The organism is Psychrosphaera sp. HA2-10 (genome assembly GCF_055693745.1).
The window spans coordinates 2,092,310-2,117,458 of sequence record NZ_CM146341.1; the positions used below are offsets into that span (position 1 = coordinate 2,092,310).

Below are 25,149 nucleotides of genomic sequence, written 5' to 3' on the forward strand. Positions count from 1 at the left end.
ATAGGGCGAGAGAATCGCATGTTAGTTTTTGAATGGAAGCACGACTCTCACCGCTAAGCCACCCTCATCACGGTTAAAAAGTCCGATATGACCATGGTGCGCGTCTGTTATTTCTCTACATAACGCGAGTCCAAGGCCGCTGCCACTAGGCTTAGTAGAATAAAAAGGTATTAATGCATTTGCCATCACGCTTTCGGAAATACCTTTGCCTTTATCCATTACCGAAATACAAGATTCGTTTTGACGTTGCTCTAGTTGAATACTCACGTCACTAGGTAACGAGCCTGATTCATGGGCATTCTTTAATAGGTTAATTATCAATTGTTCTATTTGAATTGGGTCCGCATAAACGGTTTGCCCTGGCTCTGATAAATCAATAAATTGCCATTGAGACTTAAGCGTTGCAATCAATTGATCCCAACTAATGGGTTGGACATTTGGTTCAGGTAACTTGGCAAACTTACCATAGCCTTGCACAAAGTCACTTAAGTGCTGGATGCGCTCATCAATCGTTGAGAATACGCGCGTCAAACGCTCTTCTTTGAGCTTTTCGCTAATAATTCCGCCACTATGTAGCATGGATGATATTGGTCCCAGAGAGTTGTTTAATTCATGACTTATTACTCTAATAACTTTTTTCCACACTGCTACTTCTTGACGGCTAAGTTCTCGAGTCATTTGTTTTAAAATAAACAGAGTATGTCCCTGGTTATTTAATGAAAACTTCCCTGTAGACATATGCCAAGTTTGCGGCTCATCCTCATCAAAAACAATTGAAAAGAGCCCCTCTTTCTTTTCGGCAATAGCTGCTTGGGCGCCTTTAGGAGCCGTTTTTAATAATTGCGAAAGAAGATTGCCATCCAACCCCTTTGAACAGTTAAAAAAACGTCTAGCTGCAATATTACTAAAAATTACTTGCTGTTGGTCATTGACTAAAAAAAGCGCTTCTGGAGAGCTTTGCGTGACTTTATCTAACAATAGTTCACGTTGATAAATCCAATGTTTCTCTTCTCTAAGCTGTAACGCGGTGGAATTGTACAGTGAACATAACTTACCCAACTCATCTTTATTCTGATAAGACAAAGTTGTGGAGTATTCTCCGTCTTTTAAATTCAACAAGCCAAGCTCTAATGCAGACAAGCCCTCTCTAATGTCCCGTAACAAAAAACGAGCAAATAAAACACTCGAGCTCACCAATATTAATGCACTAATTATTTTAATATTTAAAGATAATTCATCTAACAGAAATAGTGGTATGCAACAAACACCGCTGACTAGCGCTACAACTATAAGTATTTTAGATAAAACCTTGTTCAACATTAGTAAGGGATCTCATATTTATCTAAGCGCCGATACAAAGCTTGTCTACTTAAACCAAATTGACGAGCGACACGAGCGATCACGCCTTTTTCATCTCGCATAGCAGCTTCTAATGCTTCTTTTGAGACTTCTAAAGTGGCGGGTTTTGATGTATTTGTTTGCGAAGCTAGATTTGCTTGAGAGGCCAAATTTGTTTGCGAAGCTAAATTGCCTTGAGAAGTTCCATCAGTTTGAGAAATCAAATTAACTTGGGAAGCTATGTTAATTGGTGTAGCGATATTCATTTGTTGGTTAAATGCAAAGTCTATAGCTTCAATTACACCCGTCGGTTTCAATACTGCGACTCTTTTACAGCTGTTCTCTAATTCTCTTACATTGCCCTGCCAATGATGAGCTTTAAGCGCGTTTTCGGCCGACAAACTAATCTCTCTGTTTGGTAAAAAGTGATGTACCAACGGCATAATATCGTCTAACCGACTCGATAAAGGAGGAACGTTAAGTTCAATGACATTTAACCGATAAAATAGATCTTCCCTAAAGTGACCACTTGCAATGGCATCTAAAAGATTACTATTTGTGGCAGAGATAACCCTGACGTTTGTTTTGATGGTATTCACTGAACCTAGGCGTTGAAATTCCCCTGTTTGGATCACTCGCAACAGCTTGGTCTGTCCAGAATAAGGTAAGTTGCCAATTTCATCCAAAAATAAGGTACCACCATCGGCCGCTTCAAATAGCCCTATTCGTTTTTTATTGGCCCCGGTATACGCGCCTGCCTCAGCGCCAAATAACTCAGCTTCGATTAAGTCGGCCGGTAACGCGCCACAATTAACTTTAATAAACGGTTTATCTGCAATAAGAGAATTAGCCTGTACCACTTCTGCTATTTTCTCTTTACCGCTACCATTAGCCCCCGTAACTAATACGGAAATATCAGATTTGGCAACTTGAACCGCCATATCAACTACACGCTGCATGGCTGCACTGGCATAAACTAAACCAGCACTATGAGCCTTTGACTTAGTAGAGTCATCAACTGACTGCTGACGAAGTAACTTTTCTTTGGCTTGATTAGCCTTGCCTAGCGCAACCAAGTTTACAATGGTGTTTAACAGCTTTTGGTCGTCCCACGGCTTCGCAATGTAATCTACAGCCCCCGCTTTAACGAGTTCAATGGCTTGCTCTAGATCTGTCCATGCCGTGATTAAAATAACAGGTAAATGTGGGTCAAGTTCGCGCAGTTGATAAAATAACGTTTTGCCTTCTTCCCCAGATGTTGTGTCGCCTGTGAAATTCATATCTTGAATAACAAGAGAGACACGTAGCTGGTTAGCATATTGCAGGGCTTCTAAAGGTGACGTTGTGGTAACAACATCGTAACCATGAATTTCAAGCAACAAGGACAAGGCTTGTAAAACGGCGGGTGTATCATCAACGATTAATATTTTGTCCATCATCTACTCATTGCTTGAATATTTCTAATAGCTTCAATGAATTAAGCCTATCAATTATGCGCTCTAAATACTACGAGTTGCGATGCTCGGCGAAATATTTGCCGCTTTAGAAGCTGGCATAACAACCGACAACAAACTGGCTATAAAAATAAATATCGCAGTGATCGCTACATAGCTAGTATTTAACGCAGGCATCGAATAGTTCTCTAGTAACATCTGGCCCATTAAAATGGCGGCGACGACACCAAGCGCAATACCGAATACACAAATAATCGCATTCTCAATTAAAAAGTATCTTACAATATCAGACTTTCTGGCGCCAAGTGCACGGCGGGTGCCTATTTGTTTGGTGCGTTTATTAATATTAAATACTGTCAAACCAAATATGCCTAGACCTGTGATAAGAACAAGCACCACAATAAGCGTAATAAGCATACGCAACATTAAAATATCTGACGAATTGTATTCTCGTTTATCGTCATCCATACCTTGCAACCCAATAATGACACGTTTGTTATGGTCTTGAATCATCAAGTCTTCAATCTGTCGCATGATGGCAGAGCGTTGTTCAGGCTCAGTACGAACAATGATTTTTTGAAACATCGACGCGCCAACATAAGGCATTATAGATACATTATCTGGTCTACTGTCTTTTAACCATGCACTCTTCATTGGTTCAGTAATGCCAATAATTTTCATCGGCGATACGCCAAAAAAAACGGTTTGTCCAAGCGCATTGCCCTCTGGGAACAACTCTAAGGCCAATGCTTTTGTAACCACAACAACTTCCGGAAATACGTCTCTGCTTTGAGATATTATCACTTCGTCAGGACGAAAGTTCCTGCCCTCTATTAAACTAATACCCAGCGTATCTAGTGCGTTTTCATCGGATAAAAAATACGATGTTCGAACGTCTTGGCCGCCTTCTGTTGCCGGGGTTAATCTCAATCCACCACCAGAACCACTCCCAGATAACGGTACAGCGTTAAACAATGCCGCATTTTTTACACCTGGAATGTTTCGAAGCATAGTCTCCGTTTCTTCAAACTTTTGAGAAAGATCGAGCTCCTTATCAAACGTCATTGTCGTAAAACTAAAGATTTCATCTTCTGGATAACCCGTTTCTTGGGTTAAGAATTCAATTCGATCATTGGCAATAAATGAGGCGTTGCTCACGATGGCCGTGGTAATAGCTATTTGGATCAGCAGCATTACTGCGCCCGCCTTAGAGCGAAGCAATGAATTAAATATAGGCTTAATTTCTAACATGATGCGCTCCTATTGCGTCTTTAAGTAGATGGCAGGTTGTGTCTTGCATACAAGCCAAGCGGGATAAAGGCCTGCGATGATACAAGCACCAATCGCTATTGCAGGGGCTGTTAAAATCATTGTGAAATCCATACCAGCTAGTTCTGCATATTGGCTACTCGTCACGCGCACGCCCCACAGCCCAAGTTGCGCGATGCCAATACCAATCAATCCACCTAATAGTCCGAGTACCGAGACTTCCACCAGATGCTGAAGAAATATCTGACGTTTACTTGCACCTAACGCTCGTCGCACGCCAATTTCTGGCGCTCTACGGATAAATTTACCAAGTAGCAGGCCTAAAATATTAGCTAAACAGACGGCCAAAAACATAAAGCTAAGTCCAACAAGTATCTTATTGTCCTCTGATACAACATTGTTGTATTCCATCCATTCATTCACATCTTTTAAATTGAATTGAGGCACTTCGCGTGTATAGCGACCTTTGCTACCTTGCTCAGTTAAGTACGCAAACAAAAAGTCATGATATTTTTGAACGTCTTTGTCCGTTGGTAGCTCTGCCCAAAACTGCACCCAAAACATTTCCGACTGCAGCTGGCCTTCAAACGTCGTTACGTTTTCATGCTTCCAGCCGTTGGTATTACCACGGCTAACGAGTCGCATTGGTTCCCATAATGCAATTGGAATAAACAGTGGCTCAGGTGCATTAAAGGAACCATTGTTTAAGTCGTAGTACTTAATATGGATATCCCAATTTTTAGTAACGCCGACAACCGTAAAAATCGCGTCGTCTAGATACATTTGTTTACCAACAGAGTTTTGGCCGCCAAACAACTTATTGTTAGTTTCTTCGTTTATTACAACGACTAACTCAGCAGCGGCTTCTTGAGCCTCACTCCACGACGAGCCATAAATAAACTCTAAATCGAACATGCTGAAAAAATCTTTACCAGCGACTCTGGCGGAAGTTAAAAAGGGTTTCACCTCTTGGTTGTTCATATGAACAGTAAACGCCGTGCGAATGGACGCGGTTTTTCGAACTGGTGTTTCAGCGTTGTGCAGAAACATCGCGTCTTTATAGGTCAATTGATATGGCACATCATCTGGTGTCCACCAGTTATTGCCATCATCGGTTGTATTAAGTTGTACTGCAAAAAGTTGGTCACTTTTATGTGGGATAGGATCCATAGACATCATGTGATAAACCGACAAGCTCGTCATCGTTATACCAATGCCAATTGCTATGGCGAGGATCATAAGCGCTGATACCAAAGGTGTGCGCTTTAGACTGCGCCAGCTAAGGTCTATGTAGTGAAGAAACATATTACACCTCCGCAATAGACTGTTCGACTCGCGCCGATACCGAGTCTGGAGACTTATTTTGGTACAAGGTAAAGTCTGCTAACTGACCATCAACTACCTGAATATTACGAGGCGCTCGACGGGCCAACTCCTGGTCATGGGTCACCATTATGATAGTGGAGCCTTCGGTGTTGATATTCTCCAACAGCTCCATTACTTGACGGGCCATCAGGCTATCTAAATTACCCGTTGGCTCATCGGCTAACAAAAAGCGTGGCTTGCCAGCCAACGCTCTTGCAATTGCTACGCGTTGTTGTTGACCGCCTGATAATTGTTGAGGTAAATGTTTGGCTCTACTGGCTAACCCAACTTTTTCTAAGCATTCCTCAATTCTAATTTTACGTTCAGCTGCTTTTATTCCCCGATAGCGTAAAGGCACTTCAATATTTTCATATAAATTCAGATCAGGTATTAAATTAAAACCTTGGAAAATAAAGCCAATCTTTTGGTTTCTTAAGTCAGCTCTTTCATTGTCACTCAATGTACCAACATTCACGTCATCCAGCATAAATTCACCACTCGAAAATGGTTCCAACATACCGGCAATATTCAAGAACGTTGTTTTTCCTGAGCCTGACGGTCCAGTCACTGCAATAAATTCACCCTCTTTTACTTCTAAATTAAAGTCGCGTAATGCGTGAGTTTGGACTTTTTCCGTTTGATAGACTTTGCTGATATTTTTCATGTTTAACATTGTGTTATTCCTTTCTGAATTTAACTGGTTCGCGTCGCAAATTTTCGATAAAACAAATTGATAGCTGGCGCTTTTGTTAATTTAATAAGAACGCATCTGCTTTACTGTATTCGTCATAATTGGAGATAATAATTTCATCACCGGCTATTAAGCCTGATAGTATTTCCACTTCTCTCATGCTTATTGCGCCAAGCTGAATATCGACTTTTTTGGCAATATCGCCTTCAACTTTAAAAACATAAAATCCACCGGCTTGCATAAAACTGCCACGGCGTACTTTCATTACATTTTTTTTGTTTTCGAGTAACACTCTGGCTGAGACTTGCTGGTTTTGTCTGATGCCATTTAATTGCTGTTGATCAAAGCGCACACGTGCCGTAACTTGGCGATTTTTTACTTCTGGTGAAATTGCAGAAAGCTTGCCTAAGAAAGTGCTGCCGGCGATATTTATTTCAGCTTGCATGCCAATACCAATGTCATTGGCATAACTCTCCGGCACGTTTAATTCAACTTCGTATGCACTTAAATCAACTAACGTCATTAACGCGTCGTTCTTTTTGACTAACGCCCGCTGCTGAACAATTAAATTACCAACAACGCCTTTTACTGTCGCAAGTATGTTTAGGTCGTTAATCTTACGTTTTAGCTCTTCTAGCACTAATGTTTGGCGTGACACTGTACTTTTAGCACTGGCTAATTCAAACGCTAGACGCTCTTTGGCAATGATCACTTCTTCCTTAGCGTGCTTGTGAGTTAGCTCCGCTCTTGCTAAGTCATCCACGGCTTTTTCAAAATCAATTTGGCTAATTAAATTACTCTTCATTGACGCATGTGCCCGACGATTTTCTCGTTGCGCAGCTTCTAAATCTACTTGCGCAATATCCAACAGTTTTGTTAATTGTAATGTTTGACTACGGGCATCTAACTCCTGACGCGCAAGTTCCCCTTTAAGTCGTTCCATTTCTGAGGTTTCTTGTTTTAACTGGTTAGCAAGTTCAGGGCTTTCTACCGTTGCGACAATTTGACCAAGCTCCACCTCGTCTCCTGCTTTTACTTTTAGTGAAACAAAGCCTTGTTCTGGACTGTAGATTTGAGGTGCGTTGGCCGCAACAATTCGCCCATTAGAAACAATGTCTCTTATCAACTCACCCATCTCAACCCTGGCAATTTGCATTGATGAACGATCAAACGAGTGGCTAACTGAAGCTCCGCTCATCAGAGCCTTAACAGTGAACGCAAGCACGATAATTAAAACTAGCGTGATGCTTACAACTTTTTTTATGTTTGGCTTAGACTCAACGGCAACATCTTGTGCGCTTGTATCCTTAATCATCTTTTCTGCTCCATTGACCATAAATGGACTCATTCATGCGTCGTATAACTAATACAATAAGCTAGTTAAAGCGAGGACCGTGCCAAAAGATAAGCAGCTGATAAATAAAGACAAAATAAAGCAGAGATGATTTAAAAGCGTCCGCGGACAGTTTGAAGTGTCCGATCGGACACTTTATATTTAACAACTTAGAAGTCTGGTGAGCTAGATGTAAAAAAGCCACAGAATTTAATATCTGTGGCTTTAAAATAAACAACGATGCCCAAGTCATTGCATAAACAACTATGGGATTAACATTAACCTTCTGACGAGCCCTCTGTGGTCGCGTCATCATTAATTATGTCGTCGTTTGTTACTTTCATTTCAACTTCAACACGATCAACTCGCTGCAACCCGCGAGGTAACTTACTGCCTCTACGACCTCGCTCTCCACGATAGTGATCTATGTCTTTTGCCGTTAGGGTGAGTTTTCGCTTTCCAGCATGTAGCACTACGTTTGCGCTTTCAGGAACAACAACAATCTGGCTAACAACCTCTTCTCTACTAGCAGCACGAGCAGAAGGAATATTGATAATTTTATTACCCTTACCCTTTGATAATACAGGCAAATCTTTAAGAGGGAACACCAACATGCGCCCTTCATTTGAAATCACCAAACAGTCTTCATTCTGAATATCATCAGCCGTTTGTGGTGCTAATAACTTAGCTCCAGTCGGTAACCTAACCAAAGCTTTACCGGCTTTTTGGCGAGTGAGCATGTCCTCAAACTTACAGACAAAGCCATAACCCGCATCTGATGACACTAAATACTGTTGCTCAGTTGCAGCCATCAAAGTATGTTCCAGCGTCTCACCAGCAACAATACTAAAACGTCCACTCAAAGGCTCACCTTGGCTTCGGGCTGACGGCAGTGAATGTGCATCGGCACTAAAACTTCGCCCTGAACTGTCAATAAAGACAACTGGTTGATTGCTCTTGCCTTTGGCGGCAGATTTAAAGCCGTCACCAGATTTATAACCTAGTTTTTCTGGCTCAACGTCATGGCCTTTTGCACAGCGTGCCCAGCCTTTATCTGATAACACAACGGTTACAGACTCACTTGGTACTAAGTCTTTGGCCGAAATCGCTTTTGCTTCACTTCTTACTACAATTGGCGAACGTCTATCGTCACCGTAAGCTTCAGCGTCTGCAGCAAGTTCTTTCTTGATAAGGTTGTTTAATTTGGTATTCGAACCTAACAAGCTTTGCAGGTGATCACGCTCTTTCGCCAACTCAGCTTGTTCCGCTTTAATTTTAACTTCTTCAAGCTTAGCTAACTGACGTAATTTAATTTCTAAAATAGCTTCAGCTTGCGTATTTGATAGGCCAAAGCGCTCCATTAATACTTGTTTAGGGTGCTCTTCCGTTCTAATGATATCGATGATTTCATCTATGTTTAAGAACGCAACTAATAGGCCTTCAAGAATGTGAAGTCGAGCTAACACTTTGTCTAAACGGTATTGCAGACGACGAGTTACTACACCTCGGCGATACTCAATCCACTCCGTTAGAATTTGTCTTAAGCCTTTTACTTTTGGCAAACCATCTAAACCAAGCATGTTTAGGTTTACTCGATAGCTTTTTTCCAAATCCGTTGATGCAAACAAATGTTGCATGACTTGTTCAACGTCAACTCGATTTGAGCGCGGAACAATAACGATTCTAGTTGGGTTTTCGTGATCAGACTCATCGCGCAGGTCCGTTACCATAGGTAACTTTTTAGCCTGCATTTGCGCCGCAATCTGTTCTAAAACTTTACCGCCTGAGACTTGATGCGGCAGCGCGTTAATAACAATATCGCCATTTTCTTCAACAAACGTAGCGCGCATTTTAATGCTGCCTTTGCCGGTTTCATAAATCTTCGCGATATCGGCGCTTGGCGTGATAATTTCAGCTTCAGTTGGATAATCTGGACCTTTAACGTATTCCATCAATTGCGGAAGTTCTGTCTTAGGCTCTTTAAGTAAGTGAATACACGCTTGCGCTACTTCTCTTATGTTATGTGGCGGTATATCAGTAGCCATACCAACAGCGATGCCGGTAATGCCGTTTAGAAGTATATGAGGTAATCGTGCTGGTAAAGTAACTGGCTCTTTCATTGTGCCGTCAAAGTTAGGTTGCCACTCAACGGTGCCCTGACCTAACTCAGACAATAAAATTTCAGATACTTTTGATAAACGAGCTTCGGTGTAACGCATGGCAGCGAATGATTTAGGATCATCTGCTGCACCCCAGTTACCTTGTCCGTCTACTAATGGGTAACGGTAAGAAAATGGTTGAGCCATCAGCACCATTGCTTCATAACATGCACTATCACCATGCGGATGATATTTACCTAATACATCACCAACGGTACGAGCAGATTTTTTATATTTTGCAGCCGCAGATAAACCTAGCTCTGACATTGCATAAATGATTCGGCGCTGAACAGGCTTTAAACCATCACCGATGTGAGGGAGCGCTCGATCCATGATCACGTACATGGAGTAGTTTAAATAGGCATCTTCTGTAAAACGCCTTAACGGTAATTGTTCAATTCCGTCACTGCTGATGCTGATTGCCTCTGTCATTACCTATACCTTCTTATCTTCTTATTTGGCTAAGTTCGATTCTAATTGATTTAATATTGTCATAAATTCTGTAGGCTTAGAAACCTCACAGATTTCATAACGAGCCGAGAGTAGTGGCTGTGTTTGTTCTAATTGTTTTTCTATTCGCGTCACCAAAACTCGCGCTTGATCTGAGTTGTAACCTTCTGCGATTAACCAATATCGATGACCGCTAATTGGTAAAACTTGATAACGCGTATTTAGTTGCTTAATTTTTGCCAATTTATCATTAATGGCCAAGTCGGTTTTTAATACACCATAAGCGTTATTAAGTGATGACACGTGATTAAAATCAATCGCTACGATGCTGAACGTTTTTTCACTTGCCATCATCTGATTGACCGCTTTTTCAGCACTATGCAATACCAAATGACCAGAAAGTGCACTGCGACCAGCCTGGCGCCGTAATACCGCATTGTATATGGCGAATACTAGCCCGAATACTAAAATTAATATCAGCCACCTTGTATTTGATAACTTATCTGCGAGCACTAAAAATGCCGTCGACAAATCTTGATTCATTACCTGATACTCGAGCAATTGACGTTCGTTTTCTTTTTGTATTTGCTGTTGTTCGTATGCCCTGTAGCTAGCGAGTTTTTTCGTTTGTAATGCCTGAACTTCGTTACTTTGATAAGCAATCAATGCATCTAATTGAGCCACTAGTTGCCAATTATGTTGAGCAACCGCAACCTTTCGTTTTAGTACATTAACATCGACTAATGACAACTGAGATTTTACATCTGATTGTCCACCCAGCTGAATACGAGCGTTTTGATTTGAGATAGAAATCGTTTTCAACAGGCGTTCTGCTTTTTGAAATGAATTATTTAACAGCGCTAATCTCGCACCTGAGAAGTTTAATTCATTGAGCGTTTGTCTTTTGTCGTCATCATTTCTCCCTAAAGCTCCAGGTAAACCTTTGAGTGTATTTGCAGCTTTAGCCAACTGTTGTGCGTAGCCTAGGTTGTTCTGATCTATCTGGCTCTTAATTAATTCTATTAAGGCCGTTAATTGCAAATGACGATTTTTATTGTTATCCGCATATTCATAAACAGCTTCTAAACGCTTATCTGCCAACCTATATTTTAGCTGGTGACGATTTAACAACGCCCAATCCAATTTTAATTGCTCAGCCAATACTGTTAAATTTCGCTCCTCTAACAGTCCAACTAACCGCTGATAGGCTTGGTTTGCCAAAAAAAGCTTGTCTTCATCTATTAACAAATGAATAACTTCTTTTTGACTCCATACTATTAACGCTATTTGCTCACTGAGCTGCGCCTTATACTCTGCTGCTACCAACCAGAACTTTGCTTTTTGATAATCTTGAACATAACGATAAAACTGACCTCGTTTGATAGTCCAATAAACGTCGACATAATCATCTACGTCAGTGTTAGTTTTATTAGGCGATGATTCAGAAGCTATGTTTAATAGTGTAAATACCTGCTCAAAATGGGTCGACACGACATCAAAGTTAAGATTTTTCAAAGCCACTTCGATAGACAGCTCGTGCCAACGAAGTTGCGTTTCTATGGTTGCTACTTCGGTAAGCGTCGACATTCTGTGCAATGCCAATTGAGCTTGTTCGTACCGAGCAAGTTCAACTAACGCTTCGACATGGAGCATATTTAGTTGAACCTGCTGCGCAATTGTTAGGTCATCGTTAGCATCAAAGTCAGCATTAAAAAATCCAACGCCCGTTAACACCCAAGCTGGATCTTTCGATATATGCGACTCTGCTTGTGCGATAAAGTTTTCAAAAGAACCGTACTCTTTTTTAAATTGAGATTTGGCTTTAGATAATTGCCCTACTTTTATAACTTTTTCAGGAGAGTTACTGGTATCAAACGTTGCATAGACAGAAAAAATAGGTGTAAGCACGACTGCTATCGTCAAAATTGATAACAATGCGTTTTTTTTCTTCCACGCTGTCGCTATGCCCATAACTTTCCTATCTACACTAATATTAGAGTGATATTAAACCGTCCGCTTTATTGCCTTTGCTCTCAAGCCACGACTTACGGTCTCCTGCGCGCTTTTTAGCCAACAACATGTCTAACATTTCCATCGTAGGCTCAATTTCGTCTATTGTTAACTGCACCAAGCGTCTGGTATTTGGATCCATCGTTGTTTCACGTAATTGCAGCGGGTTCATTTCACCCAGACCTTTAAAGCGCTGCACATTCACTTTACCTTTTTTCTTTTCAGCGGCGATACGATCTAAAATCCCATCTTTTTCACCATCATCAAGTGCATAAAATACCTCTTTACCCACGTCGATTCGATAAAGTGGAGGCATAGCGACATAAACATGACCAGCTTCTACTAACGTTCTATAGTGTCGAGTAAACAGCGCGCACAACAAGGTCGCGATATGCAAACCATCACTATCAGCGTCGGCGAGGATACACACTTTGCCATAACGTAGTTGGCTCAAGTCAGAAGAATCAGGGTCCATGCCAATTGCAACAGAGATATCATGGACTTCTTGAGACGCGAGAACCTGTCCGGCTTCTACTTCCCAAGTGTTAAGTATTTTTCCTCGTAATGGCATAATTGCCTGAAACTCTCGGTCTCGAGCTTGTTTTGCCGAACCACCAGCTGAGTCACCCTCTACCAAAAATAGTTCTGTACGGTCATTTTCTTGACTCGAACAGTCCGTTAACTTCCCAGGTAGTGCTGGTCCTTGCGTTACTTTTTTACGAATAACTTTTTTTGCTGCTTTAAGTCGTTTTTGAGCATTGCTGATACACATTTCTGCAAGTAATTCAGCGATGTCAGTATGTGTGTTTAGCCATAAGCTAAAGGAATCTTTTACTACACCGGAAACAAACGTTGCACACTGCCTCGAAGAAAGTCGCTCTTTGGTCTGACCGGCAAATTGAGGATCTTGCATTTTAACCGACAAAATATAGCTACATCGTTCCCAAATATCCTCTGGAGTTAATTTGATGCCTCGAGGAACCAAGTTTCTAAATTCACAAAATTCGCGCATGGCCTCTAATAAGCCTTGGCGAAGACCATTAACGTGAGTACCACCTTGCGCCGTTGGGATCAGGTTTACGTAACTTTCACCAATAGAGTCGCCCCCTTCAGGCAACCACGTTACCGCCCAATCGGCTGCTTCTAGGTTACCGCTGAAAGCTCCAATAAATGGGTCTTCAGGTAAATTAACATAGCCTTTTACCGCATCAACCAAATAATCTTTAAGACCATCTTGGTAATACCATTCGTGAGTTTCTTTGAGCTGTTTATTATTGAATTTAATTTTTAAACCTGGGCAAAGTACCGCTTTTGCTCTGAGGTTATGTATAAGTCGAGAATTAGAAAATTTTGCGCTATCAAAATAAGATGCATCTGGCCAGAAACGAACGGTTGTACCAGTATTACGACGGCCAACTGTTCCGATAACTTCGAGGTCCTGAACCTTGTCGCCATTTTCAAAAGCAATAAGGTATTCTTGTGCGTCACGGCGAACTCGAACTTCCATACGGGTGGTTAAAGCATTTACGACTGAAACACCTACACCATGTAAACCACCAGAGAACTCATAATTGCTGTTAGAAAACTTACCACCAGCGTGCAGTTTAGTAAGAATTAATTCTACTCCAGGAATACCTTCCTCAGGATGAATATCAACCGGCATACCACGGCCATCGTCTGATACTTCTAATGAATTATCCTCGTGCAAAGTCACCACTATGTTAGTCGCGTGACCAGCAAGTGCTTCATCGACACTGTTATCGATGACTTCTTGCGCCAAGTGATTTGGACGTGTTGTATCTGTGTACATTCCAGGGCGACGACGAACAGGCTCTAGGCCGTTTAATACTTCGATTGCTTCTGCATTATAAGATTGATTTGTCATAGCGCTTATTATTCTAATTTTAGGTTCTAAATGAAGGTTAACTAGGATTGAGTCAAACTTAAAGGAAAAATTCTACTATCTTTGGTAAGTGTCGATTAAAGCCAACAAAACTATGATCGCCACCGGGCTCCAAGGTTAATGTTGCCTCTTTATAATGTTCACAAGCTTGCCGATAATCTAACACTTCATCGCCTTCTTGTTGTAGGCACCAAACTTTGTCGGGATTCTTAATTTTTGACTGATAAATATGTTTCAGTTGTAGCATATGTCGAGGCTCAAGCACATACTGCTCACCCGTGATTGGATGAATTTGCTCACCGATATATTCTTCTAATAATTCAAAAGGTTTTACAGCTGGATTAATCACTACCGCCGGCACATCATATTTATTGTGAATGTAAGTACTTATATACCCACCTAGGCTACTACCTACTATACCAAGTAGCTCGGTACTATTTTTAAGTTCAGCAACTAAAGTTTCAACTGTGTTAATTGCATCAATCGGATATACCGCTAACTGAGGTGCATGAACTCTAATTTCGGGGTGGTTTTGTTCAACATATTCTACAAATAGCTTTGCTTTTTCGGACATTGGTGAAGAGTGAAATCCGTGAAGATATATAATACTGCGCATGGTTACTTCTTTTATAATTAACTTGTTTTTGTTTTTGTTTTAATTAACGTTTGAACGTAAATCATTAATGACCAAAATTAGTTTGATGCTGAGTTCCGCAACACAGAACTTTTGGATTTGTTAAATTGATGATCAATTGCCAGGTTTAGCCAATCTTTTAGTAAAGCGTTAATCTGGGTTTTCTCGTCTTTATGATGCAACTTAGAGTTTGGATAGGGATTATTCGCCCTAATTCTGTCTTGTTGCTGATACTTTGTCACTTCCACCATTTGTGCGTCGTGATATAGTCGAAACTCTATTTCTAGTTGTCCAACTAATGTTGGCAAATTACTGTTTTGAACTAGCTTAAATTGCTCTGTATAGGGTGTCACGTCAAGAACCGACAATATAAAATAGAGACCTTGTCCAAGCTCAATCTGCCAAGTTTGCTGGTTTGTATAATCCAGTGGCAATAATCGAAGCAATAACGCATAGTTGCGACTACAAATACTTTGTAACTTTTGCAGATCAACTACGTACTTCTCTTTTTTGACTGTATTCATATATTCTCTATTTTACTCTGTAACAGAAGCGTTACTGTCTATTTTATCTTTGTTTAATTTGAGCCATTGCAGGCTAATCACAGTCGCGGCATTATCAATGACTCCTGAATCTAGTAGTTCAAACGCGTGTTGAACATCAATAACATGAACTTTGATATCCTCGTTTTCGTCATCTAAGCCATGAACCCCACCAACATTTTCACTATTTATCACACCAAGGTATAAATAAAGTCGCTCGCTGGTTCCGCCCGGACTGGATAAATAACTTAACATAGGTGTCAATGTATCAATGTGCAAATTCGCCTCTTCTAACGACTCCCTTTTCGCGACATCCTCTAAATCTTCATGTTCTTTATCAACTATACCCGCGATCACCTCTAGTAACCAAGGTGTATCCTTTGATGCCTGAGCGCCAATTCTCACTTGCTCAATTAGCACAACTTTTTGTAAAAAAGGATCGTAAGGTAACACCCCTACAGCGTCACCACGCTCAAAGATCTCTCGCTCAATCCAATTACTTTGACCGCCTTTGAATAATGAATGACGAAATGTAAACTTATTAATTTTAAAAAATCCATTGAATACTCGCTCAACAGACTTGATTTCAATATTTTTGTTATCAAATAGAGGGGTATATTTTGAGTTCGCCATTTGTGATCCTTACCGTTCAAATGCGCGCGCCAGTTTAACATAAATAACGTAATCAGCTTATTTACAATTCAATATTCTGTTACATTTGCTGAATAGATATTTACAATAAAAACATTACGCGAAACAAAGAGAAAGGCTACAATGAAGCCAATTATCGGTAAACGTCAAGATTGCAATAAATTTTCTGTTAAGGAACCAGTATGAGAAAGTCTTTATTAACTGCATCAATAGCGCTATTTTTTGCCAGCGTATCTATGCAAAGTCAAGCGACAAACTTATTAGATGCCTACAAAGATGCAGTACAAAACGATCCACAGACACTCAAAGCAAAAGCGAATTATGAAGCCAGTTTGCAATTAGAAGAACAAGCTTTCTCTAGATTATTACCAAATGTATTTTTCTCAGCTGGTTATTCCATGGGCAACTCGGAAGCTGTAAGTACAACCACTGGTGAAGTGTATGATTACGATTCAAGTAATTTAAGCTATGGCATTACATTAACCCAAAACATTTTCAAAATGGGTGATTGGTACAACTTAGACGCATCTGAAAAACGTGCGTTACAAGCACAAACTAGCTTTAATTTAGCACAACAAACGCTAATCCAACGCGTTGCGACAAGTTACTTTAACGTTTTAAAGGCACAAGATAATTTAGAGTTTGTTCAAGCAGAGAAAAAAGCGATTGAGCGTCAATTAGAGCAAACAAAAGAACGCTTTAAGGTAGGTTTAACTGCGATTACCGACGTGCATGAAGCTCAAGCAAACTTTGATACTGCGGTTGCAACTGAAATTCGTAGTAAGAATAACTTAGAAATTTCTAAAGAAGTCCTACGAGAAATAACCGGCAAGTTTTACAACAATTTTAATGCGCTAAATACTGAACGCTTTGAAGCTTCATTACCAATGCCAAACGATGTTCAGCAATGGGTTGAAAAAGCAGAGCAGAACAACCTAGATTTAAAAGGTAAAGAATTAGTTGTTGATGCTGCAAAATTTGAAATTAAACGTGCGGATGCAGGTCATTATCCAACGTTAGATTTAACTGCACGTATTAACCACAATGATGCTGGTAAAGATATTGACGGTCCTGGTCTAAACTCATCGTCTATCGGCATTAATCTTAATGTACCTATTTATAGTGGTGGTGGCACCACAGCTGCGATCAAACAGGCGCAGGCAAATTATGTATTTGCTAGCGAAGATCGTGAAGCGGCTTATCGTGCCGTAGTTCGCAATGTGCGAACGTCTTTTGCTGATGTCTCTTCACTTGTGTCTACGTTAAAAGCACTTAATCAGTCTGTCGTCTCTGCGGAGAGTGCATTGCAAGCAACTCAAGCTGGCTTTGATGTAGGTACTCGTACAATTGTTGATGTTCTAAACAGTACTAGAAACTTATATAACGCTAAGCGTAACCTAGCAACGAGCCGTTACGACTACATTCTAGCCATGCTGTCATTAAAACAAGCTGCCGGCCAACTTAACGGTCAAGATTTAACAGCCGTGAACAATGGCCTTAAATAAACAGCCTGAACTTAAAAAGTCACGTTGATATCAAACTAAAAACGGAGCACCAGCTCCGTTTTTTTATGACGTGATTTCCTACCTGTATTACTAATAAATATACCTATCTAAAAATGGTTATCCATAATTCGCTGATATCGGTTAGAATACTTATGTTTTTAACTTGTCACCAAGCATGGAATCCAGTTTTGAGTAAAACAGAATCAAACAATGCATTTATCGCCCCTACATTTTCTTTGAGTTTTTTGCATCCCAAGTTTTGGCTGACCTGGTTAACGATCTCAACACTATATCTCCTTAGTTGGCTACCATATAAACTGCAATTAGCTATGGGTCGACTCATCGGCAGACTGTTAATGAAAGTTTTAAAGCGACGTAAAAACATCGCCATTCGCAACCTACAACTGTGCTTTCCAAATATGTCAGCGGCTGAAATTAACAAGTTAGTTAAAATAAATTTTGAAAATGCTGGCATCGCACTTTTCGAGAGTGGAATATCGTGGTGGTGGCCATCTTGGCGAGCAAAGCCAATATGCCATGTAAAAGGAACTGAGCATATTGATGACGCGTTGCAACAAGGCAAAGGTATTTTTTTACTATTTTTCCACATCTTACCATTGGAAATGATGGCCAGAGTATTAGGCGAAGCTGGGTACCCGTGCGTTGGTTTTTATCGCCCCCACAACAACAAACTGCTTGAATGGGTTCAATACCGAGGGCGTTGTCGATCAAATAGATATATGATTGGTAAGCGTGATGTTAAAGGCTTACTAAAAGCCTTATCTAACGGCGAAGTTACTGTTTATTTACCCGATCATGATTATGGGCCGAACCGAAGTGTATTTGCTCCGTTTTTTGATGTTGAACAAGCGGCCACAACAACTGGAACTGAAATTTTTGCTCGACATAAAAACGCAGTTACCATTCCAACTAAATTAAAAAGATTACCGAATAACGGTGGTTATGAGATTGAATTTTTACCGGCTTTAACCGATTATCCTAGTGAAGACTCTTTAGAAAACGCTAAGATGATAAATAAATGGGTCGAAGAAGCTGTTTTAGACAATATGGAACAATATATGTGGGTACACCGTCGGTTTAAAACTAGACCTGAAGACGCCCCTGAATCGTTATATTAAGAGGGACTTATGGATAAAAATAAAAGCAAAAAAAAGCAATCTGGGTATTTAGGTAAAATATTGGCCCCTGTCATATTTATCTTAATTATTGTTGGCTTTGTGTATTGGGGTAGTGACGAAAGTAATAAAACTAGTGAAAATGCGGTAGCGAAAGGTGTTGCCAAGTTTTACGCTGAAGTTCGTCAGGCCCTTAAGCCTGGTGCTGAACGCCTAAATGATTATACAATTAAACTGCCTGAACCAGAGCAATCTATGGTTCAACAACTTGCCTCTTTAGACGGAACCGTTGAGCCCGCATCTGACAATTGGCAAGGAGCCTCTATAAAACGCTCTTTTAAACAAAACGATACGTTAAAAACCGCACTTGAAACCTATGCAAAAACAGAAGGCATGGAGTTGATTTGGGATTTAAAATACGACTACATCGTAAAAGAACACTTTACCGAAAGTAGTGACTTTAAATCGCTAGTCAACAAAATATCTTCTGTTGTTAGTGGCGATTATAGTGGCCAAGTTAAAACGTACTTTTGCAAAGACGCACGAGCACTCGTAATTACGGATAAAACCGATACCTACATTAGTAAGCATTGTGAGCCAACAAGATAGGTTTAGCTTTCAACAGCCTACAAATCAATTAAGGAAAATTTATGTTCTCAAAGGGTTATAGAGCTCTTTTTACCCTACCTATCATTGCAGCTTCGCTTGTTTTACAAGCATGCTCTGGTGGCGACTCAAACAAAAATCCAGAAAAAAGTGATGGCAGTGTATCAATCAGTGGCACTATTACCGGCTTAGCAGACACTATAGTCGTGAGTTTAAATGGTAATGAAGAAACACTTCAAACCAATGGTGACTTCACATTTGCCACTCGTATTCCAGTCAATCAAGACTACTCGGTTCAGTTAGTTCAACAACCAACTGGATTAAATTGTGTCATCAATAACGGCTCTGGTAACGCAATCAGTAACGTCAGTAATATTGAGATTAGCTGTACTGGCATTCAAGGCACTGCATACAGTTTAAATCCATTAGCGTTTAATGAAGCATCAAAGTCTATATTGACGTTTGCATTTCACATTGTTGACCGATTTACTGGCAAAGCATTAGAAGGCCTCACCACCGACAATGTTAGAGACTATCTAACAATTACGGAAAACGAATTAGCGATTTCACCATTAGAATCATTTTTAGAGATAGAACAACTAGTCGGCATTGATGCTCAATATACAACGGTTTTTGCTATTGATATTAGCTCGTCTATGACCGCTGGTGACCTGCAACAAATAACCACAAGTATTAAAAATACGATTAGTGATGAAAATGGCAACTCTTTGCTACAAGCCAACCAACGTGTATCAATTTTTACGTTTGATAGTGCTGTTGAGAATATTGTTACTTCAAGCCAAAGCCTAGATACGATTTTCACCGCGTTAGATAATATAAAAGTAGGTGGTAATAGTACCAACTTATTTGGGGCGATCGCCGCCAGTGCCGATAGCTGGGTAAACGAAGTTTCCTTGAGCCTAGTTAGTTACGGTAGTTTAATTTTATTTACTGATGGCAACGATACGTCTGATATGGTCTCTCAAGAGACTGCTCGAGCATCAATTGGTAATAAAGATGTCTATTTTATTACTATTGGCAGTGAGTCTAATACAAGTGTGTTGGAGAATTTTACGGACAGTTCAAATATTTTTTCCATTAGTGATTTTAACGAACTTGGGGCCGTGTTAGATAGCACTTTACAATTTGCAAAAAGTTATGAAAATGGCCTTTATTTACTGAGTTATGCGACCCCAAAACGAGCAGGAAATCATAAGCTTGGCGTTGCTGCTAATGATAACTATGACTGTAATAGTCCCGTAAATGATAGCGAGACTCAACAAGTTTCAGATACTGGTTTTATTACTCATTGTGTTGATAGCGTAACATACGATTTTAACGCTGACGGCTACGTCGACGTTGTGCCTACGGTTGAATTAAGCGGTATTAGAGCAACGGTTTCGCCTACCGTAACATGGGAAGCAAAAGTTCGCTGGAGCAACGCTGAGCCTGCGTTACAGTGGGAAGTTGAAGACTGTGTTGGGTCAATTGATTATGATATTAGTCGTAATGGTAAGTTAGTTACCTTCACCCGACCGAGCGACTCGTTTAATATGATTTATATTAAGGTCACTGATAATTCGACGATGGCAATTCAAGACGGATATTTAAAGATGTCTGATAATGAAGCTGATTTTGAATTTATCAAAAATAGACGAAACGAAGATTTATGTAATCAATAGTGATTTAGCTATTGGTTTATCAAGGTTGGCTTCACACGGCTGACCTTGCCAATACCTCATATTTACCTCCCCTGTCGCTAATTCAATCACTGTTAAAGACTGACTACAAGCTTCCTCTCTGTGCATACAAAGGCTATACGCTAAATCACTGCCAACGACTGGTTGGTGGCTTTGATGAAGCCTAATCAAGTCAGAAATTGTTTTGGGATTGCTTCCTTTCACGTATTTAGCTCTTAACGACTGTATACTTGCAACATCAGGGTGACCAGATGAGTACACCTGCTCTGGAGCGGGGCGATTTGTAATTGCTCTAATTCCGTCGTAGTGCCAAATGGTTTGGCTCGTATTGCTTAGAGCTAATAAATAAAAGGGTTGAGAGTGTTCATAAGGCCAGCGCTTAATGACTTGTTGAATTTGTGTTAGAGACTTGCATTCTGAGAGCTGCTTTATAAGTTGCCCTCTTGATATTAACTTCGTTTGCGCCGATTTTAATTGGCCTTGATAGTCATTCAACAAACAAAATATAAAGCCTGCACTATTTGCCGATATCCAACTTCCACCACCAACAGGATCAACCGGCATAAGGTATTCAATACCACCTTTGGCAAAACGTTGCGGAGGCAAAGACGGCGCTCTCAGTACCGATTCATCCCTGGTAAATACCAAAGACAAACGATCATTAAACTTACGCCAATTTAGGCTGCACATATGATTCAAATGCCTGTGTAGATGCCGCTTTACCGAAATCATCAGAGAAGGATAAACTTAAATCCGCGGCCAACAGCTTAATGATTGCCATATGATGTGTTGTGTGGCTATACAAAAAAACCAGCTCTCTGGCTAATGAGCTTTCTACTGGAAGGCTTTTTTTGTGGGCGTTTGTTGCACATATCACACTGACGGCCTTGTCATTTTGAGCACTTGCTAATTTAGTCAGTAAATGGCTAATGGCCTGATTAGCCAACAATGTAGAATTCTCGAGAAGAGTATCTCTGGATCTTTGATCGTAATTGACAACACTACTTGCGGAAAAAAATGATTGGTAATGTTCAATGATATGGCGAACGTGAGCTCCTATTGACGAGCCATGCTGCTTTTTTACTTTTTTGTAGTCACTATCACTGAGCTTTTCAGTCAATGATAGCAACTGATTTAAGACAAATTTATTATCATTTGAAATTTCTTGAATTAGTGACATAACCATCCATTATTTTTATTTCCTAGGTTATAAGAACATCAAAACATACAAAAAATTTCAACTTCAAAAATATTAATTATCGCCGTGCTAGCGACCTGAATGTTTCATTAATCGCTCTTTTTGGCGACCCCAGTCCCTGTCTTTTATATCAGCACGTTTATCTTGGCTATGTTTACCTTTTGCTAGATGAAACTCGACTTTCACCCAACTTTTTTTCCAATACATTGCCGTTGCAACTAGCGTATAGCCTTGACGTTCTACTGCACCTACAAGTTCCATGATTTCACGTTTTTTAAGTAACAACTTGCGATAACGATTTGGTTCGCAAACAACATGGCTTGATGCTTGGTTTAGCGGCTGAATTTCAGAATTTAATAAGAAGACTTCACCGTTTTTTAGGTACACGTAAGTATCGGAGATATTAACTTTACCTTCGCGAATGCTTTTAACTTCCCATCCTTGCAATTCAATACCGGCCTCGAACTTTTTATCAAGCTGGAATTCGTGACGCGCCTTCTTGTTTAAGGCAATTGTATTTGATGGATTTTTTGGTTTTTTCTTAGCCATAATTACTTCTTTAATGAATACTCATCGATTATAACCATTTATACGTTATTTTCTATGTAAGTTTGTTAGAATAACGACCAACAATCAATGATAAGTGTTAAGTAGGAGCCATGCCAAAACTTTCACGCAGTGCGTTAGTCATGTATAGCTGTGACCAAATGTATCAGTTAGTCAATGATATCGAATCATATCCGCAGTTTATCCCTAACTGTGCCGATGCTACCTGTAAAGTTATCTCAGCAACAGAATTAGAAGGTTCATTGTTAATTAACAAAGCCGGTATAAGTAAATGGTTTACCACAAAAAATGAACTAGTCTCTAATCGTATTATTAATATGACATTAGTAAATGGTCCATTTAAATATTTAACCGGTAGCTGGACCTTTACCGAACTAGACAGTAACGCTTGTAAAGTAGAACTACAATTAGACTTTGAGTTTTCCTCAAAGATGATTGAATTGGCATTCGGTAAAGTATTTAATCATGTTACCACCAGTATGGTAACCGCGTTTACGCAAAGAGCAAAACAAGTTTATGTCTGAAAAAATTACTATTGAAGTCGCCTACGCACTTCCAGAAAAACAATCGTTATTAGAGCTGCAAGTAAACAAAGCAGCAACGGTTGAAGAAGCTATTAATACCAGCGGTATTTTGGTGAGCCATCCAGAGATTGATCTGTCTGTTTTGAAAGTCGGTATTTGGTCAAAAACATGTAAACTAGACGCTAATTTAAGAGACGGCGATCGTATTGAAATATATCGCCCTCTCATAGCTGACCCTAAAGAAGTCCGTAAACGTCGCGCTGAAAAAGCAATTCAAGAAGGACGCGCGGATAAGGTCACCGGTGGTCGACCAAACCCTCGTAAAAAAGCCGAAGATTAACTTCGGCTTATTTATGCATGCTCCAACAGGAGCAGTTAAAATGCTGTCGAGCTGCTATTCGCCGTCTAATGGCGTATTAAAGTCTTTTGGTTGATCAAAATCACCCGTAACCTTGTTAACCTTGCCATCAACAAAATGCACTATTAGCTCTTTTTTAACAAACTCGTCAGTTTTACCTAAACGAATAGTATAAACATAGTGCCAATCATCATCACGAAATGAATTAGAGACAACCGGTGTACCAAGTACATACTTAACTTGTTCCTTGGTCATTTCGACACGAAGTTTATCAATGTCTCTTGAGTTCAAGTAATTTCCTTGAACAATATCGTATTTATAAACCCAACTGCTACATCCAGAAACAACCGTCAGGGTTAATAAAATTAAAAAAATCTTTTTCATGCCATTACTACTTTATAAGATTGATAGTGTGTCGCTATTGGAACTATGCCCTAGCAAAAAGTTCCGCCATACTAGCAGATAAATATCCGATAGGTAAGGCAGAATGTGCGCTAGGGCTATTCAAAGTACTACATTGATGCCGCTACTTTTTCAACTTCTTTCCACACACGCATAAAGTTACCTGATAATACTTTTTTAATCTCTTGTTCGGTATAGCCACGGTTTAACAAACCTTGAACAAGATGCGGGAAGTAAGATACGTCTTTTAAGTCGCGTGGCAACGAGTCACCTACGCCATCAAAATCGGATCCGATACCAACATAGTCAATACCGACTAAGCTTTTTACATGATCAATATGATCTAGAACTGTATCTAACGACGCAAACGGGTATGGGTTTTCTTTACGGTAAGCTTCAGCAATCTCATTAGCTTTAGGCTCGCCCCACTTGGTGCCAGCTTCTTCAAACTTTTTGCTTAAATTGTCTTGCCAATCTCTAGTTTCTTGAGACACAAAACTAGAACCAAAGTTTATTTGAATAACACCACCATTTTTTGCCAGTGCCTTAATCATTTTATCATCCATATTACGCTCAAATCCTGGTGTAAAACGACGTAATGATGAGTGTGACGCTATAGCTGGAGCCTTTGTTATTTCGATAGCTTGATAAAAAGCAGCATCAGAAACGTGTGAAATATCAACCATAACGCCAAGCTTGTTCATTTCAACAACTAACTCTTTACCAAATGGGCTCAAACCTTTCCAGTTTCGACGCAAATCGTATGATGAATCTGAGATATGGTTTGATAGAGAATGCGCTAAAGTGATGTAGCGAATACCGCGATCATAAAACATTTTTAAATTGTCTAGACTACCCGCAATTGGACTGCCGTTTTCCATTCCCATTGGCAAGGAAATAAGCCCTTTTTTAAAGTGCTCTTCGACATCTTTTGTAGAATAAGCAACTGCAAATTTTGAAGGGGCGCGCGCGGCAATAGCCTCTACCGAATCGATAAGTTGGTGCGCAAGTTGTACCCCGTAGTCTTTACCTGGCCCTTCCATTGTTGCAGGAAGATAAATTGACATAAACGGCGCATTGAGCCCGCCTTTTTTAGCACGAGGGTAGTCAAAGTCACCTTTGGCAGTTGCTACTGTAACGTCCTCCCATCGTCTATTTATACGATATGGAACGTCAATATGACTATCAACAATAATCGTATTTTGAGCGATATCTTTGGCCTTTTGAGACACTTCGATGGCATTCACTTGGCTTGATGACAGAAATGACAAGGCCATAGCAGCATAAATAGCAGTAACGGATAACGACTTCATAATATTCCCTATTTTGTAATAATTAATAAAGATGCGGAGCT

At 40.1% G+C, this 25,149-nt stretch carries 23 protein-coding genes; 6 read left to right on the forward strand and 17 right to left on the reverse strand.

The window, feature by feature from the left end; translation table 11 throughout:
- Nucleotides 1-21: 21 nt before the first annotated feature.
- The 12 genes from ACZ1GV_RS09565 to ACZ1GV_RS09620 form a co-directional block, all read right to left on the reverse strand.
- Nucleotides 22-1,320, reverse strand: a complete 1,299-nt coding sequence (locus ACZ1GV_RS09565; RefSeq protein WP_472673968.1) for a sensor histidine kinase — start codon at nucleotides 1,318-1,320, stop codon at nucleotides 22-24.
- Nucleotides 1,320-2,774, reverse strand: a complete 1,455-nt coding sequence (locus ACZ1GV_RS09570) for a sigma-54-dependent transcriptional regulator (RefSeq protein WP_472675883.1) — start codon at nucleotides 2,772-2,774, stop codon at nucleotides 1,320-1,322. Before ACZ1GV_RS09570 ends, ACZ1GV_RS09565 begins: the two co-directional genes overlap by 1 nt.
- 63 nt (nucleotides 2,775-2,837) lie before the next feature.
- Complete coding sequence (locus tag ACZ1GV_RS09575; protein ID WP_472673969.1) at nucleotides 2,838-4,043, reverse strand: ABC transporter permease; 1,206 nt, start codon at nucleotides 4,041-4,043, stop codon at nucleotides 2,838-2,840.
- A 9-nt stretch (nucleotides 4,044-4,052) separates the two neighbouring features.
- Nucleotides 4,053-5,366 carry an ABC transporter permease gene (locus ACZ1GV_RS09580; RefSeq protein ID WP_472673970.1) on the reverse strand — a complete coding sequence of 438 codons (1,314 nt, stop codon included), beginning with the start codon at nucleotides 5,364-5,366 and terminating at the stop codon, nucleotides 4,053-4,055.
- Between the two features lies 1 nt (nucleotide 5,367).
- Nucleotides 5,368-6,099 carry an ABC transporter ATP-binding protein gene (locus ACZ1GV_RS09585; protein WP_472673971.1) on the reverse strand — a complete coding sequence of 244 codons (732 nt, stop codon included), beginning with the start codon at nucleotides 6,097-6,099 and terminating at the stop codon, nucleotides 5,368-5,370.
- Between the two features lie 76 nt (nucleotides 6,100-6,175).
- Entirely contained in the window at nucleotides 6,176-7,432 is a 1,257-nt protein-coding gene (locus ACZ1GV_RS09590) for an efflux RND transporter periplasmic adaptor subunit (RefSeq protein WP_472673972.1), read from the reverse strand.
- A gap of 296 nt (nucleotides 7,433-7,728) precedes the next feature.
- On the reverse strand, nucleotides 7,729-10,041 hold the full coding sequence (gene parC / locus ACZ1GV_RS09595) for a DNA topoisomerase IV subunit A (protein ID WP_472673973.1): 2,313 nt from the start codon (nucleotides 10,039-10,041) through the stop codon (nucleotides 7,729-7,731).
- Between the two features lie 21 nt (nucleotides 10,042-10,062).
- Complete coding sequence (locus ACZ1GV_RS09600; protein WP_472673974.1) at nucleotides 10,063-12,030, reverse strand: hypothetical protein; 1,968 nt, start codon at nucleotides 12,028-12,030, stop codon at nucleotides 10,063-10,065.
- A 22-nt stretch (nucleotides 12,031-12,052) separates the two neighbouring features.
- On the reverse strand, nucleotides 12,053-13,954 hold the full coding sequence (gene parE, locus ACZ1GV_RS09605) for a DNA topoisomerase IV subunit B (protein ID WP_472673975.1): 1,902 nt from the start codon (nucleotides 13,952-13,954) through the stop codon (nucleotides 12,053-12,055).
- Between the two features lie 58 nt (nucleotides 13,955-14,012).
- Nucleotides 14,013-14,588, reverse strand: a complete 576-nt coding sequence (locus tag ACZ1GV_RS09610; protein WP_472673976.1) for a YqiA/YcfP family alpha/beta fold hydrolase — start codon at nucleotides 14,586-14,588, stop codon at nucleotides 14,013-14,015.
- A gap of 77 nt (nucleotides 14,589-14,665) precedes the next feature.
- Entirely contained in the window at nucleotides 14,666-15,130 is a 465-nt protein-coding gene (locus ACZ1GV_RS09615; protein ID WP_472673977.1) for a DUF1249 domain-containing protein, read from the reverse strand.
- Between the two features lie 12 nt (nucleotides 15,131-15,142).
- The gene (locus ACZ1GV_RS09620; RefSeq protein ID WP_472673978.1) at nucleotides 15,143-15,781 is read right to left on the reverse strand and encodes an NUDIX domain-containing protein; all 639 of its coding nucleotides are present in this window, start codon (nucleotides 15,779-15,781) and stop codon (nucleotides 15,143-15,145) included.
- 200 nt (nucleotides 15,782-15,981) lie between these two features.
- Here ACZ1GV_RS09620 and tolC point away from each other — a divergent pair, with 200 nt between their 5' ends.
- From tolC to ACZ1GV_RS09640, 4 genes are all read left to right on the forward strand, one after another.
- On the forward strand, nucleotides 15,982-17,304 hold the full coding sequence (gene tolC / locus ACZ1GV_RS09625; protein ID WP_472673979.1) for an outer membrane channel protein TolC: 1,323 nt from the start codon (nucleotides 15,982-15,984) through the stop codon (nucleotides 17,302-17,304).
- A 152-nt stretch (nucleotides 17,305-17,456) separates the two neighbouring features.
- Nucleotides 17,457-18,443 carry an LpxL/LpxP family Kdo(2)-lipid IV(A) lauroyl/palmitoleoyl acyltransferase gene (lpxL, locus tag ACZ1GV_RS09630; protein ID WP_472673980.1) on the forward strand — a complete coding sequence of 329 codons (987 nt, stop codon included), beginning with the start codon at nucleotides 17,457-17,459 and terminating at the stop codon, nucleotides 18,441-18,443.
- A 9-nt stretch (nucleotides 18,444-18,452) separates the two neighbouring features.
- The gene (locus tag ACZ1GV_RS09635; protein WP_472673981.1) at nucleotides 18,453-19,049 is read left to right on the forward strand and encodes a TcpQ domain-containing protein; all 597 of its coding nucleotides are present in this window, start codon (nucleotides 18,453-18,455) and stop codon (nucleotides 19,047-19,049) included.
- A 41-nt stretch (nucleotides 19,050-19,090) separates the two neighbouring features.
- Nucleotides 19,091-20,728: a vWA domain-containing protein gene (locus ACZ1GV_RS09640; RefSeq protein WP_472673982.1), complete on the forward strand. Its 1,638-nt coding sequence runs from the start codon at nucleotides 19,091-19,093 to the stop codon at nucleotides 20,726-20,728.
- Here ACZ1GV_RS09640 and ACZ1GV_RS09645 read toward each other — a convergent pair.
- The 3 genes from ACZ1GV_RS09645 to smpB form a co-directional block, all read right to left on the reverse strand.
- Nucleotides 20,714-21,436 carry an NRDE family protein gene (locus tag ACZ1GV_RS09645; RefSeq protein WP_472673983.1) on the reverse strand — a complete coding sequence of 241 codons (723 nt, stop codon included), beginning with the start codon at nucleotides 21,434-21,436 and terminating at the stop codon, nucleotides 20,714-20,716. The genes ACZ1GV_RS09640 and ACZ1GV_RS09645 overlap by 15 nt on opposite strands.
- Entirely contained in the window at nucleotides 21,414-21,926 is a 513-nt protein-coding gene (locus ACZ1GV_RS09650) for a DinB family protein (RefSeq protein WP_472673984.1), read from the reverse strand. The genes ACZ1GV_RS09645 and ACZ1GV_RS09650 overlap by 23 nt, the downstream gene beginning before the upstream one ends.
- A gap of 87 nt (nucleotides 21,927-22,013) precedes the next feature.
- Nucleotides 22,014-22,493 carry an SsrA-binding protein SmpB gene (gene smpB / locus ACZ1GV_RS09655; protein WP_210561859.1) on the reverse strand — a complete coding sequence of 160 codons (480 nt, stop codon included), beginning with the start codon at nucleotides 22,491-22,493 and terminating at the stop codon, nucleotides 22,014-22,016.
- A gap of 110 nt (nucleotides 22,494-22,603) precedes the next feature.
- Between smpB and ACZ1GV_RS09660 the strand changes: the two genes are divergently transcribed.
- Together ACZ1GV_RS09660 and ACZ1GV_RS09665 are read left to right on the forward strand one after the other, a co-directional pair.
- Nucleotides 22,604-23,035 (forward strand): type II toxin-antitoxin system RatA family toxin, encoded by a 432-nt coding sequence (locus ACZ1GV_RS09660; RefSeq protein ID WP_472673985.1) that lies wholly within the window; start codon nucleotides 22,604-22,606, stop codon nucleotides 23,033-23,035.
- Nucleotides 23,028-23,375: an RnfH family protein gene (locus ACZ1GV_RS09665; protein WP_472673986.1), complete on the forward strand. Its 348-nt coding sequence runs from the start codon at nucleotides 23,028-23,030 to the stop codon at nucleotides 23,373-23,375. The genes ACZ1GV_RS09660 and ACZ1GV_RS09665 overlap by 8 nt, the downstream gene beginning before the upstream one ends.
- Before the next feature lie 54 nt (nucleotides 23,376-23,429).
- Here the strand turns inward: ACZ1GV_RS09665 and ACZ1GV_RS09670 are convergent, their stop codons facing one another.
- The gene (locus tag ACZ1GV_RS09670; RefSeq protein WP_472673987.1) at nucleotides 23,430-23,777 is read right to left on the reverse strand and encodes an outer membrane protein assembly factor BamE; all 348 of its coding nucleotides are present in this window, start codon (nucleotides 23,775-23,777) and stop codon (nucleotides 23,430-23,432) included.
- 128 nt (nucleotides 23,778-23,905) lie between these two features.
- Nucleotides 23,906-25,108, reverse strand: a complete 1,203-nt coding sequence (locus ACZ1GV_RS09675; protein ID WP_210561846.1) for a dipeptidase — start codon at nucleotides 25,106-25,108, stop codon at nucleotides 23,906-23,908.
- Between the last annotated feature and the right edge of the window lie 41 nt (nucleotides 25,109-25,149).

Bases quoted from the DNA above. Each gene is read 5' to 3' on its own strand.
- ACZ1GV_RS09585 (WP_472673971.1), bottom strand. From the start codon at position 6,099: ATGTTAAACATGAAAAATATCAGCAAAGTCTATCAAACGGAAAAAGTC.
- ACZ1GV_RS09665 (WP_472673986.1), top strand. From the start codon at position 23,028: ATGTCTGAAAAAATTACTATTGAAGTCGCCTACGCACTTCCAGAAAAA.
- ACZ1GV_RS09620 (WP_472673978.1), bottom strand. From the start codon at position 15,781: ATGGCGAACTCAAAATATACCCCTCTATTTGATAACAAAAATATTGAA.
- ACZ1GV_RS09565 (WP_472673968.1), bottom strand. From the start codon at position 1,320: ATGTTGAACAAGGTTTTATCTAAAATACTTATAGTTGTAGCGCTAGTC.
- ACZ1GV_RS09610 (WP_472673976.1), bottom strand. From the start codon at position 14,588: ATGCGCAGTATTATATATCTTCACGGATTTCACTCTTCACCAATGTCC.
- ACZ1GV_RS09660 (WP_472673985.1), top strand. From the start codon at position 22,604: ATGCCAAAACTTTCACGCAGTGCGTTAGTCATGTATAGCTGTGACCAA.
- ACZ1GV_RS09635 (WP_472673981.1), top strand. From the start codon at position 18,453: ATGGATAAAAATAAAAGCAAAAAAAAGCAATCTGGGTATTTAGGTAAA.
- ACZ1GV_RS09670 (WP_472673987.1), bottom strand. From the start codon at position 23,777: ATGAAAAAGATTTTTTTAATTTTATTAACCCTGACGGTTGTTTCTGGA.
- ACZ1GV_RS09650 (WP_472673984.1), bottom strand. From the start codon at position 21,926: ATGTCACTAATTCAAGAAATTTCAAATGATAATAAATTTGTCTTAAAT.
- lpxL (WP_472673980.1), top strand. From the start codon at position 17,457: ATGTTTTTAACTTGTCACCAAGCATGGAATCCAGTTTTGAGTAAAACA.
- ACZ1GV_RS09640 (WP_472673982.1), top strand. From the start codon at position 19,091: ATGTTCTCAAAGGGTTATAGAGCTCTTTTTACCCTACCTATCATTGCA.
- ACZ1GV_RS09575 (WP_472673969.1), bottom strand. From the start codon at position 4,043: ATGTTAGAAATTAAGCCTATATTTAATTCATTGCTTCGCTCTAAGGCG.
- ACZ1GV_RS09590 (WP_472673972.1), bottom strand. From the start codon at position 7,432: ATGATTAAGGATACAAGCGCACAAGATGTTGCCGTTGAGTCTAAGCCA.
- smpB (WP_210561859.1), bottom strand. From the start codon at position 22,493: ATGGCTAAGAAAAAACCAAAAAATCCATCAAATACAATTGCCTTAAAC.
- ACZ1GV_RS09675 (WP_210561846.1), bottom strand. From the start codon at position 25,108: ATGAAGTCGTTATCCGTTACTGCTATTTATGCTGCTATGGCCTTGTCA.
- ACZ1GV_RS09580 (WP_472673970.1), bottom strand. From the start codon at position 5,366: ATGTTTCTTCACTACATAGACCTTAGCTGGCGCAGTCTAAAGCGCACA.
- tolC (WP_472673979.1), top strand. From the start codon at position 15,982: ATGAGAAAGTCTTTATTAACTGCATCAATAGCGCTATTTTTTGCCAGC.
- parC (WP_472673973.1), bottom strand. From the start codon at position 10,041: ATGACAGAGGCAATCAGCATCAGCAGTGACGGAATTGAACAATTACCG.
- parE (WP_472673975.1), bottom strand. From the start codon at position 13,954: ATGACAAATCAATCTTATAATGCAGAAGCAATCGAAGTATTAAACGGC.
- ACZ1GV_RS09615 (WP_472673977.1), bottom strand. From the start codon at position 15,130: ATGAATACAGTCAAAAAAGAGAAGTACGTAGTTGATCTGCAAAAGTTA.
- ACZ1GV_RS09570 (WP_472675883.1), bottom strand. From the start codon at position 2,774: ATGGACAAAATATTAATCGTTGATGATACACCCGCCGTTTTACAAGCC.
- ACZ1GV_RS09600 (WP_472673974.1), bottom strand. From the start codon at position 12,030: ATGGGCATAGCGACAGCGTGGAAGAAAAAAAACGCATTGTTATCAATT.
- ACZ1GV_RS09645 (WP_472673983.1), bottom strand. From the start codon at position 21,436: ATGTGCAGCCTAAATTGGCGTAAGTTTAATGATCGTTTGTCTTTGGTA.